The organism is Algoriphagus antarcticus (genome assembly GCF_002150685.1).
Classification (GTDB): domain Bacteria; phylum Bacteroidota; class Bacteroidia; order Cytophagales; family Cyclobacteriaceae; genus Algoriphagus; species Algoriphagus antarcticus.
On record NZ_MSSW01000088.1, the window covers coordinates 23,522 to 34,937 of the forward strand.

At 39.4% G+C, this 11,416-nt stretch carries 11 protein-coding genes; 7 read left to right on the forward strand and 4 right to left on the reverse strand.

The genetic code is table 11. The features are described 5' to 3' along the window. Window positions 1–141 precede the first annotated feature (141 nt). From BVH04_RS22620 to BVH04_RS22645, 6 genes are all read left to right on the forward strand, one after another. Window positions 142–765 (forward strand): glycoside hydrolase family 19 protein, encoded by a 624-nt coding sequence (locus BVH04_RS22620; RefSeq protein ID WP_205635911.1) that lies wholly within the window; start codon window positions 142–144, stop codon window positions 763–765. 608 nt (window positions 766–1,373) lie between these two features. Beyond that, complete coding sequence (locus BVH04_RS22625; protein WP_086543737.1) at window positions 1,374–1,928, forward strand: GNAT family N-acetyltransferase; 555 nt, start codon at window positions 1,374–1,376, stop codon at window positions 1,926–1,928. A gap of 753 nt (window positions 1,929–2,681) precedes the next feature. Continuing rightward, entirely contained in the window at window positions 2,682–3,059 is a 378-nt protein-coding gene (locus BVH04_RS22630) for a DUF3703 domain-containing protein (protein ID WP_086543738.1), read from the forward strand. A gap of 332 nt (window positions 3,060–3,391) precedes the next feature. Further along, window positions 3,392–3,790: a GlcG/HbpS family heme-binding protein gene (locus tag BVH04_RS22635; RefSeq protein WP_086543739.1), complete on the forward strand. Its 399-nt coding sequence runs from the start codon at window positions 3,392–3,394 to the stop codon at window positions 3,788–3,790. A 159-nt stretch (window positions 3,791–3,949) separates the two neighbouring features. Then, a complete protein-coding gene (locus BVH04_RS22640; protein WP_086543740.1) occupies window positions 3,950–4,366 on the forward strand; it encodes a DUF1801 domain-containing protein in 417 nt (138 codons plus the stop codon). 279 nt (window positions 4,367–4,645) lie between these two features. After that, a complete protein-coding gene (locus tag BVH04_RS22645) occupies window positions 4,646–5,224 on the forward strand; it encodes a YdeI/OmpD-associated family protein (protein WP_086543741.1) in 579 nt (192 codons plus the stop codon). 46 nt (window positions 5,225–5,270) lie between these two features. Here BVH04_RS22645 and BVH04_RS22650 read toward each other — a convergent pair whose 3' ends face one another. Together BVH04_RS22650 and BVH04_RS22655 are read right to left on the reverse strand one after the other, a co-directional pair. Beyond that, window positions 5,271–6,251: a DUF1593 domain-containing protein gene (locus tag BVH04_RS22650; protein WP_086543742.1), complete on the reverse strand. Its 981-nt coding sequence runs from the start codon at window positions 6,249–6,251 to the stop codon at window positions 5,271–5,273. 28 nt (window positions 6,252–6,279) lie between these two features. After that, window positions 6,280–7,116 (reverse strand): sialate O-acetylesterase, encoded by an 837-nt coding sequence (locus BVH04_RS22655; RefSeq protein ID WP_086543743.1) that lies wholly within the window; start codon window positions 7,114–7,116, stop codon window positions 6,280–6,282. Window positions 7,117–8,472: 1,356 nt separating this feature from the next. On the opposite strand from BVH04_RS22655, the gene tnpA reads away from it, so the two are divergent. Then, window positions 8,473–8,934, forward strand: a complete 462-nt coding sequence (gene tnpA / locus BVH04_RS22660) for an IS200/IS605 family transposase (protein WP_086543744.1) — start codon at window positions 8,473–8,475, stop codon at window positions 8,932–8,934. A gap of 1,191 nt (window positions 8,935–10,125) precedes the next feature. On the opposite strand, the gene BVH04_RS22670 is transcribed toward tnpA, so the two are convergent. Beyond that, window positions 10,126–10,824: an SGNH/GDSL hydrolase family protein gene (locus tag BVH04_RS22670; protein WP_086543746.1), complete on the reverse strand. Its 699-nt coding sequence runs from the start codon at window positions 10,822–10,824 to the stop codon at window positions 10,126–10,128. 154 nt (window positions 10,825–10,978) lie between these two features. Next, window positions 10,979–11,416: WD40 repeat domain-containing protein (locus BVH04_RS22675; RefSeq protein ID WP_394335243.1), on the reverse strand; the 438-nt coding region annotated here is incomplete at its 5' end.

Genomic DNA, 11,416 nt, shown 5'->3' on the forward strand with positions numbered 1-11,416 from the left:
ATAGAATTGCCAAAGACTAAAAATCATTTTTTCAGTTTATAAATTACTATAAAATAATTTGATTCTGATGAACAATTTTCATTAAATTTAACTGATTAGTACTAACTCTAAAAAGCAAAAACCATGGTATCCAACGAACAAATGAAAACTATTTTTCCCAAGTTGAACTGGGACAAAGCCCAATTTTACCTCCCATTTATTCCAAACGTTTTACCAAAATTTGGAATTGACACGCCTTTGCGCAAAGCACACTTTCTCTCCCAATTGGCACATGAAAGTGGAGGTCTTAAGTACTCTGAAGAAAATTTAAATTATTCAGCTCAAGGATTGCGCAGTGTTTTTGGAAAATATTTTAAAACCAATGAAATCGCAGAACAGTATGCAAGGAAACCTGAGAAAATAGCTAATCGGGTATACGCTGACAGAATGGGCAATGGCAATGAAGAAAGCGGGGATGGATGGAAATACAGAGGTCGTGGTTTGATACAACTAACCGGAAAGGATAACTATCAAAGCTTCGCAAAGGAGCATGGTGTGGATTGCGTCAATAACCCTGATTTAATTCTTGATCCGGAACTAGCGCTCACTTCTGCCTGCTGGTTTTGGAAAAAACGCAACATCAATGAATTCGCAGATAAGGATGATGTCCATATGGTTACCAAGAGAATCAATGGAGGTAATAATGGCATTCAGGATCGAATGCATTGGCTCGATTTATTCAAAAACCTCTACAAAACTATGGAACCAAACGCGAAAGCTGCTTAGAAAAATGGCCATTTAATTTACTTATTTGAGGCATATGTCAAATAGGTCTGAATCCAATTCGTTTTTTAGGCGTGTTCCAAGGTGACAATAGGCATGACACTTTTACTTTAGGAGTTCAACAATACCAGGGCTTGTGACGTGTAAAATTACAAGCCCTTTTTTAGAGTAAGCTGTTCTGCTGCATCCTTTGAGGATTATATACTCGATCGAATTATCCTATTATACCCCATTGGGGATTTTGTAAGGTAGAGCAGGTTTATTTATATGGGTAAACCAAGTCGAAAAAAAACTACTTAGAATAGGCAGACAGCCCAAACAAAGAAAAATTTAGTTTATTGAATTTTTGATTATTCCCGGAAGACTTTAAAGGGCGCTGTGTCATAAGAAGTAACTTCAAAAAATAACTAAAAAAGGACTATGATAATCGAGGATCAGCTGACTTTTTTTATAAGAAGCATGTGGATTGGAATAAATGGCGTACTGAAAATCCAAATGAAAAAATTTATCTAATGACTGCTTTTTCAATCAATAGTTGAAATTTAGGCTATAACTCATTAATCACCATAATTTCCAAAACTCTATATGTTAAATACTTTATCAAAGTCAAATTGATCATCCGAAGAGCAATACTGGAAGATTCTGAGGAGATTGCTGCACTTTTGATGCTTGCTTCAGGAGATGTGATATACAAATTCATCGGTGAGGAGCATTACAGAAAAGCCAAGGACTTTTTGCTCCGCTATGTACGCAGTGAAGACAACCAATATTCTTTTCAGAATTGCTATGTTGCAGTCGAAGAAGGGGAGATTGTCGCCGCGGTTCTTGTTTATGATGGAGCAAAATTGGAAGAATTGAGACAGCCTGTTTTGGATTACGTTCATCAGCATTTTGATGCAACTCTCAAAGTGGAAGATGAAACACAGGCTGGTGAGTTTTACATAGATTCTATTGGCGTTGCTACAAATCAACAAGGTAAAGGCGTAGGCTCAAAATTGCTTAGCTTTCTTATTGATGAGATCGTTCTTAAGAACGGAGCAGCGCTTGGTTTGCTTGTCGATAAAACAAATCCAGAAGCAAAGAAGCTTTATTTAAAATTGGGTTTTCAGTTCGTAGCAGATAAGGAACTCCTCGGGTTTTCGCTTGAGCATCTGCAATTGAAATAGAAAATAATCACGCAGTACATATTAGATTAAATCAATTAATTCACCTTTCTCAGTATCCCGAAGTTACCAATTATGATTTCGCTGTTTTCATTCCTGCTATTGACAAATGTGAAAAGCGGGGAAAAGATATCCTCAAAAAGATTGAGAATGTAGATTATGCTTTTGTGGATGCGACATTTTATAGCAGAAGGAATTAAATAATTGCGATATGGCCGAGATTCTGCATTTTTTATATGACTGTTCGCAAAGTTGCCTGTATTGTCTTGGAATTAATGCTAGAGGTTCAATTTCGGCTAATCCCCCTTTTTCAAAGGGGGTAGGGGGATTTTTTGATGTGAACAACGTACTTAATTTGGGTATGTGCAAGATAGCGGCTAATCATATTCTTTTATTTTGTAAAGTATGGAGAAGCTTAACGGCTTAAGTGCAGCAGATAAGTCCAAGGTAATCTTCATTCATTTCAATCAGACTAATCCAGTGATCCATCAGATCAGTGAGGAGTCATACCGGTAATCGTAAAAAGATTTCGAATCGTCAGAATTAGGGATATTTTTGAGTAGTGAGTCAATAGTATTAAATAGATATTGTGATTATACGGAATCGTGCCAGTAGAAAATTTATAGGATCGAAAATCCAAAGACACATTGAATTCTGGTTTACTTCGGTATTCCAACCGATTGACCAAATAGAATTCGCTTACTGGCAGAATAGCGTATATACAGAATAGATATTTTGAACTTAAATAATAAGCTAATGAGATTTTACACCACTATGCCTAGTTCTCTTCAGCCATTTTACCATGAAGAACTAACCCAATACCGTAGTAACTATCAATCGGGTGATTTGCTACAAGCTTGGCGCCATTTGGAGCGTGCGCATATCATTGGACAGCGATATCCTGCTGCCCATAGTTTCGTGCATTGGAAAATGCTTCAGTTTGGAATTAGGATCAAAAACACCAAGGAAATCATAGGTCAAGTCCCACGTTTGTTAGTTGGTGGGTTGAAATCTTTTGTTGGAAAAGTGCCTTTAGGAAATCCTGGCGGATCAAATGTACCCGCATTAAGAAAAGTCGCGATAGCAGAGGATATCCAAGATATTTTTAGAAAGGCTGGGGTAGACCTTAAGTAGCGATGTGATGAGTCTATTTTTTCAGTATTAGCTTAATTTATAATATGAGTATACGGAATCTCGCCAGTATAAAATTTATATGATCGGAATTCCAAATACACATTGAATTCAGGTTTACTCCGGTCTTCGGTCTTCGATCTTCCAACCCGTTGACCAAAGAGAATTCGCTTAATGGCAGAAAAGCGTACATACAGAATTTATAATTATTGAGACAATAGACATTTCTATAATTTATCAAGCTTATCAAATTTCTTGAGATAGTTCCAGAATAGTGGCTTAGTTATTTTGGGTTATATTAAGGGGTATATTTTAAACTACAAAAATAGAATTATATGAGTATTACCTTAGAACAAGCAGAGCAAGCAATAGCAGCAGCAAAGGAAAAGGCTTCAAATATTGATGCAAAAATGAACATAGCAATCGTGGATGCAGGTGCAAATCTAGTCGCTTTTGCGCGAATGGACGGAGCTTGGCTTGGTTCCTTGGACATCTCAATTAAAAAGGCAAAAACTGCCCGTTTTTTCGATATGAATACGGGGATTGTGGGTAGCCTTTCTCAGCCAGGAGGTTCATTATACAACATTGAGCACTCAAATGGGGGATTAATTACATTTCCAGGAGGTATTCCTATCAAAAATAAGTCAGGCGAAATTATCGGTGCAATTGGAGTAAGTGGAAGCACTGTAGAAAATGATCACGAAGTAGCTGAAGCTGGAGCAAAAACTTTTTAGTCTATTTTAAGATTCCGACTGTGGTCTGTGTCTTTTGATGATTTTGGGTTCCGCTCTGTGGACAAAGAAATGGGTATTGGGATGACAAAAGGGAAAAGCTGATGATCTTTCTTGGCTTTTTCATTTAGGCAAAAATATGAGATATTTAATGTTTGGAATATGGAATTGAAAACAAGTCCTGAAGTCGAATCAGTTTTTTCAAAGTACCCAGATTCTGTGAGGGATAAGATGATGAACCTTCGCAGGTTGGTTTTGGAAGTGGCCGCGGAAATAGGTCTATTATCTTTAGAGGAAACACTCAAATGGGGCGAACCAAGTTTTCTTGCCAAAAAAGGAAGTACGATACGAATGGACTGGAAGGCAAAAAGCCCTGATCAATACGCCATTTATTTCAAGTGTACCAGTAAATTGGTATCTAGCTTTAAGTTAGCTTACGATGAGGTATTCAACTATGAAGGCAACCGAGCGATTGTTTTTAAATTGGTTGAAGAAATTCCAGAAGCTGAATTGAAGAACTGTATCAGAGCAGCGTTAACCTATCATCAAGTGAAGCAACTTCCAATGTTGGGGTTGTAGATCTTTAACTTCCCGCACGTGCTCTAGATTTCCAGCAGATTGGTGCTGAAAAGGTGCGCAGAAGTTCGCAGATTTTATAGTTACTTATAGACCGTCTTTTTTGTTGCGCGAATACCAATTATACCGCCGGTCGTGCCTGTATGTGCCGTTAGGCAAGTCTCACACACCCATACTTTCAATTATTTCAAACCTTTGACATCTGAATAATTTATGTTAACTACACCAGTGTGCTCTCTGCTTAAAACTCCGTGGCCCCGTGGTTAATAAACCTATAAAAAAATGAATCCAAAAGTTGACTTCTTTTTCAATAAAGACTCGCAGTGGCAGAAGGAATACAAGCAATTGAGAACGCTGGTTCTTGACTGTGGACTGACAGAAGAACTGAAATGGGGTGTCCCTTGCTATACATTTCAAGGTGATAATGTTGTATTAATCCATGGGTTCAAGGAATACTGTGCGCTATTGTTTCACAAAGGTGCATTGCTCAATGATGGAGAAGGTATTCTGATCCAGCAAACAGAAAATGTGCAGGCTGCTCGGCAGATTCGGTTTACCAATTTTCATGAAATCAAAGAATTAGTTCCAATCTTGAAAGCCTATATTTATGAGGCTATTGAAGTAAAAAAAGCTGGATTGACAGTGGAATTGAAAAAGACCAAGGAGTACGCTATTCCGGAGGAGTTTCAGATAAAATTGGATGAAAACGCTGAGTTGAAAAGTGCTTTTGAAGCCTTGACACCTGGAAGACAACGAGGCTATCTTTTACACTTTGGTGCAGCTAAGCAAGCTAAAACCCGCGAGGCAAGAGTTGAGAAATCTATCCCTCAAATTCTCAGTGGGAAGGGATTGGATGATTGATACCAAACGGGATTACCATGGTATGCTTTAGAAATGATAATCGATACTATTTCAAGTAGCTCATCCTAAGCTTCCAATCATCCAAAAAATTTACCCGCCATTTACTTACCGTTTTGGCTCCTGGTCTATCTTTTTCTGCTAATGCAGGGTCTTGCATATCTGTCCAGTAGTTTGGGCCGTGATCAGTTCTTGCATATCGTCCGCCCCAACTCTCTGACTCTGGATCTGCAGGATCTCCATCTAGAAGGTAGAGTAACGATGGAGTATCTCCCATTTTGATGTCAGGTTTCTTTTGGAAGAATAACTCTCCAAGTGCTCCGAAATCTTTCACATGAGAACTTATAAAACTCAGGTTTCCATAGTCCTTCTCCTGAAATCCTCCCATGTACATGCCTCTGAAAGTAGTATTGGATTCTATAAACCATAAGTCTGGATGTTCATCAAAAACATAATTTCGAGCACTTGTGTCCTGAACAGTATTCCATGATCCAATGGAGTAAACTCTGAGGTTGGATTTTATTTCTGGAGCGGACTTTAAAGCTTGCGCAATATCAGTGATCGAGCCCCAGACCAGCACGTAAAGCGGGCGATTATCATCCTTTTTGGATTCCTTGATAATCAGTTGAGCCCCTTCGCTGATTTCACCTTGGGGCTGGATGGAGTTCTGCGTATCTATCGCCCCTTGAGCTGTAATAGATCGGAGGTAATCGGCGGTTGGATAATCTGAAGAAACGAGCTTTAATTTCGGATAATCCTTTTCATAAGCATTAATCACCTCCAGAATATGCTCTTTTCTACCTTGAAAAGGAGGGGAGGAAACCAGTCCGACCATATCCAAGGTGTCTGCATAAAGCATTAAATGAACTAAGGACTGATAATCATCTGGGTCACTTCCGCCGATATCTGTAGAGATAATGACGCGGTGCTTTTGAGCCTGCGCGCTGAATGAAAAATAGAGCAAAGTGATAAAGACTAACCAGATTCTGGGTGAACCTACACTTCGTATGTTAATCTTCGACTGGATCATTTTTTGCTAAATAAGTCTCTGATTATCACTAATAGTTTTTGAAAATGCTGGCACAGCCGGACTGAATCTCTTGCATTTTGGCTGCGTATCTTACTCCCAGCGAGTGGTATGAATCAGAATCAAAATGAGTGCTGTCTCCTTTATGCTTTAACCCTTCAGCAGTGACCAACCCTATGCAATCGCTCTTATTTGCGATTTGACTGATTACGCCATTGAGCTCTTTAGCATATTTACCTTTAGGGTAGAAAAAGTATCCGATTTCTCCCATGACCACTGGAACAGATTCTATTAGTAAATCTGATTTAAGAGAATCCAGCATGGCTTCGAATTTTTCGGTATACTGATTTACCTCATTTTCAGTATTCGAGTCGGATTCTCCCTGATGCCATAAAATCCCTTTTAAAGTACCTGCTTCCATAGCTTTTTTGGTTCTCCGGATCATTTCATCGTACGGATAGGTATTTGTTTGTTGGAAAAGAGAGTCTGCAAACCAGTAATTAATAGAACTTCCACCAACTGCCGTGGGAATCAGTCCGATTTTGATATTCGCGTTTTCGTTAGCCATCGCCTTTCCAAAAGTTATACCTAAGCCAGCTCCAGCGGTTGATTTATCAAAATGCATGGGGTCTTTGGCAGCAACCCAATTCATGGCCTTGTCCAGCATGAATACGCGTGGATGGGTAAGCGTATCCAACGATTCCACTTTGCCTCTACCGGCCATATTGGATTGCCCCATGAGTAAGTAGAGGTGGAAGTTCTCCTTTGAGGAGATATCATTTGAGGCTTTTGCAGCAATTTTTTTTGGACTGGAACAACCCAAAATGAATAAGCCAAGGGATAGGAGCGGGAGATGATGTGCTTTCATATTTTTAGGAGTTGCGCAGGGTAAATTACTATATGTTTGTTCCTTATTAAAGCACTTGCTGTAGTTATATTAGGTACAAGTTTGGATTTACCATTATGCACCGTGCCTAAGGCATTCCATTAATAAGGATAGCATTTTTAAACTGGACTGAAGTCCAGCCTTACAAAATGAACCAAACCTACGGCTTTATGCTGAAAGGAATTAAGACCTCTTGTTACAAAATGAACCAAGCCTGCCTCCGGTAGGCAAGCCTATGGCGTTTTGCTAAAGTCAAAGTGAGCAAAGAATGGTACAATAGGCTCGAAAATTCCTGAAATTTTGACTTTTATCTGGGGTCGATAATGATGATCTTAGATAAGAGCCGTAGGCTCGGTCAATAGTGTAACCATGGACTTTAGTCCGTGGATAAGTGGAAATCAAAATGAACTTGAGAGCCGTAGGCTCGGGATATATAAACTTTTAGATATAAAAAGATGGCTCGTGCCTATGGCACTCCACTAATGAGGATAGTATTTTAGACTGGACTGAAGTCCAGCCTTACAGAATGAACAAAGCCTACAGCTTTATGTCATAGAGAAAGTAAAGCGTAGGAAAGATCCTTAGATTAGATTATGTAACTCCGTCCTGAGAGTTACCTTAAGGATTATCTTTGGGAAAAGAGTAAAAATGAACATGGAGAAGAGCCGTAGGCTCGGTCAATAGTGTAACCATGGACTTTAGTCCGTGGATGAGTGGAAATCAAAAGAACTTGAGAGCCGTAGGCTCGGGATATATAAACTTTTAGATATAAAAAGATGGCTCGTGCCTATGGCACTCCACTAATGAGGATAGCATTTTAGACTGGACTGAAGTCCAGCCTTACAGAATGAACAAAGCCTACGGCTTTATGTCAAAGAGAACGTAAAGCGTAGAAAAGAACCTTAGATTAGATTATGTAACTCCGTCCTGAGAGTTACCTTAAGGATTATCTTTGGGAAAAGAGTAAAAATGAACATGGAGAAGAGCCGTAGGCTCGGTCAATAGTGTAACCATGGACTTTAGTCCGTGGATAAGTGTAAATCAAAATTAACTTGAGAGCCGTAGGCTCGGGATATTGTTAAAAAATGGGACCAAGCCTACGGATTTTATCAAATTAATAGTCAATTGCAAAAATGATCCGAGAAAAAGTGGGAGGGATACGCTCGATAAATATAGTAACCATGGATTCTAATCCGTGGATTGTTTTAAGATAATGTTGGGACTGTACAAGAGCTTTAGGCTCGATTAGATTTTGTAGCTGCGGACTTTAGTCCGTTGCTGAAAGTAATGGATATCAAGAGAAAGCCGTAGGCTTGGAACATTTAAACTTTATAAACAATGGCAAATACCTATCATCAAATCTATCTGCAAGCAATATTCGCTGTGAAATACAGGAACGCGGTATTGCACAAATCATGGCGGACAAAGTTACAAGGAGTTTTAGGCCATCTAATCAATGAGACAGGGTGCAAGACTATTATTGTAAATGGCGTGGAAGATCATGTACATTGTTTCTTAGGATTAAAACCAGTAGTCTCTGTCTCTGAATTAATGAAAACAGTCAAGGCAAAGTCATCGAAATATATCAACGATCATCACTTGACAAGCGATCATTTTGAGTGGCAGCTTGGATATGGAGTTTTTTCTTACAGCCAATCTCAGATTGAAAGTGTATATAAATACATAGAAAATCAGGAGGAGCATCACAAGAAACAAACCTTCAGGGAAGAGTATCTTGAGCTACTTAAACATTTTAAAATCGAGTATGATGAAAGGTATGTTTTTCAGGATCTAATTTAGGTGTTCAGGTTTTAAAGATATGTGCCGTGCCTATGGCACTCTTTTGGGGATAGTCGCATCACTAGCAAGGGATTTAAATCCCTTGCTACAAAATGAACCAAGCCTACGGCTTTATGTCAAAGAGAAAGTAAAGCGTAGAAAAGAACTAATAAGGATAGCATTTTTAAACTGGACTGAAGTCCAGCCTTACAAAATGAACCAAGCCTACGGCTTTTTGCTGAAAGGAATTATGACCTCTTGTTGTTACAAATCGAAATAAGCCTACGGTATTTTGCTAGAATCAGAGCTATTCCTAAGAAAAAGCCATAGGCTCTATTTGATTTGGTAGCTACGGTATTTAGTCCGTGGCAGACGTGGTAGAGAGTATTAAACAGTATGGAGAAGAGCCGTAGGCTCGGTCAATAGTGTAACCATGGACTTTAGTCCGTGGATGAGTGGAAATCAAAAGAACTTGAGAGCCGTAGGCTCGGGATATATAAACTTTTAGATATAAAAAGATGGCTCGTGCCTATGGCACTCCACTATTAAGGATAGCATTTTAGACTGGACTGAAGTCCAGCCTTACAAAATGAACCAAGCCTACGGCTTTATGCTGAAAGGAATTAAGACCTCTTGTTGTTACAAATCGAAATAAGCCTACGGTATTTTGCTAGAATCAGAGCTATTCCTAAGAAATAGCAATAGGATCGATTTGGTTTGGTAGCTACAGTATTTAGTCCGTGGCAGTGGTGGGTAGAGAGTATTAAACAGTATGGATAAGAGCCGTAGGCTCGGTCAATAGTGTAACCATGGACTTTAGTCCATGGATAAGTGGAAATCAAAAGAACTTGAGAGCCGTAGGCTCGGGATATATAAACTTTTAGATATAAAAAGATGGCTCGTGCCTATGGCACTCCACTAATGAGGATAGCATTTTAGACTGGACTGAAGTCCAGCCTTACAAAATGAACCAAGCCTACGGCTTTATGTCAAAGAGAACGTAAAGCGTAGAAAAGAACCTTAGATTAGATTATGTAACTCCGTCCTGAGAGTTACCTTAAGGATTATCTTTGGGAAAAGAGTAAAAATGAACATGGAGAAGAGCCGTAGGCTCGGTCAATAGCGTAACCATGGACTTTAGTCCGTGGATAAGTGGAAATCAAAAGAACTTGAGAGCCGTAGGCTCGGAACATATACATAACCTATTAAATACTACTTAAAATACTCTAAAATTCCTTGTGTTATCAACGCATGCCCTTTTTCATTGGGATGGTTTCCTTGAGACATTAATGTAGGAAGATCGATTCCAGAGTATATTTCCTTTTTAAACAGAGCATAACTGTCAACGAGGCCGATCTCGTATTTTTCTGATAACCCGCGAATCTGATTTGAATGCTGATCTAAAATGGTATCATCTTCTTTTAAATTAACTTTCTGATCAGGAGAGGGTGTTAAAAGGATGATTTTAATATCCGCTTCCAAGGCTATTTTGATCATAGATTCCCAGGCGACTTTTGCACTGTCAATCCCGTTTCTTCTGTCGTTTAGGGCATAGTCAATAAAGAGCACATCGGGTTTGTGAATTAGGACACCTGATTCGAATCGCTGGGCACCGCTTTTAGAGTCCTCGCCGCCGATCGAGGTATTGATGACATTAATCACAGCGAATGGATACTGGGCTTTTAGCTCCTGCAATACTAAGTATGGATAGGATTCAAGGGTATTCACCACAGGGGTTTTGAAATAACCAGCGGGTACAGAGTGCCCATGAAAAACCAAGTTGATCGTTCTGTTACCAGGCCATTTTTGCTGAAGTTCGAGTTTCAGCTCATTCAAATAATCAGATTTGCCCTCATTAGATTGAAATACAAAAAGAATAATAGAAATTAGGATTAAGTGGAATGACTTCATTTTAAGATGGGTTAGGAAGGCCTATTTTGAGAGTAATTTAGTGATGTTATTGGGGAGATTTCCATTTACCATGGTCTGTGTCTCACAGACCATTTTACTTATAGGTTTTGTTTTCTAAACATAAGACCGAGGTAGACTATGATCAGTTTCTTTATTAATTCTCCTCCTCAATTATCCCATACAACACCTTTTCCTTCTCAGTAAGCTGCCTCAGAGGATTATCTGGGCTTTGCAACCAGTCAAAAATCCCAAGCGGCGTTTTAGAAAGGATGGCGGTCATGTCCCCGCTTCCGGTAAGGATGGACATTCCATCGGGGGCGAAAGCGACGGAGGTAACAAAATAAGTATGCCCTTTAAATTTTTGGATTGGCTTTCCATTGAGATCCCAGAGTATGGCTGTATTGTCCCAGCTTCCGGAAAGGATGGACATTCCATCGGGGGCGAAAGCGACGGAGGTAACCGGATCAGTATGCCCTTTAAATTTTTGGATTGGCTTTCCATTGAGATCCCAGAGTATGGCTGTATTGTCGTAGCTTCCGGTAAGGATGGACATTCCATCTGGGGCGAAAGCGACGGAGCTAACCACATCAGC

Excerpts from the sequence above, each read along its gene's own strand:
- BVH04_RS22635 (WP_086543739.1), top strand. The coding sequence starts at position 3,392 with ATGAGTATTACCTTAGAACAAGCAGAGCAAGCAATAGCAGCAGCAAAG.
- BVH04_RS22650 (WP_086543742.1), bottom strand. The coding sequence starts at position 6,251 with ATGATCCAGTCGAAGATTAACATACGAAGTGTAGGTTCACCCAGAATC.
- BVH04_RS22645 (WP_086543741.1), top strand. The coding sequence starts at position 4,646 with ATGAATCCAAAAGTTGACTTCTTTTTCAATAAAGACTCGCAGTGGCAG.
- BVH04_RS22620 (WP_205635911.1), top strand. The coding sequence starts at position 142 with ATGAAAACTATTTTTCCCAAGTTGAACTGGGACAAAGCCCAATTTTAC.
- BVH04_RS22670 (WP_086543746.1), bottom strand. The coding sequence starts at position 10,824 with ATGAAGTCATTCCACTTAATCCTAATTTCTATTATTCTTTTTGTATTT.
- tnpA (WP_086543744.1), top strand. The coding sequence starts at position 8,473 with ATGGCAAATACCTATCATCAAATCTATCTGCAAGCAATATTCGCTGTG.
- BVH04_RS22630 (WP_086543738.1), top strand. The coding sequence starts at position 2,682 with ATGAGATTTTACACCACTATGCCTAGTTCTCTTCAGCCATTTTACCAT.
- BVH04_RS22655 (WP_086543743.1), bottom strand. The coding sequence starts at position 7,116 with ATGAAAGCACATCATCTCCCGCTCCTATCCCTTGGCTTATTCATTTTG.
- BVH04_RS22640 (WP_086543740.1), top strand. The coding sequence starts at position 3,950 with ATGGAATTGAAAACAAGTCCTGAAGTCGAATCAGTTTTTTCAAAGTAC.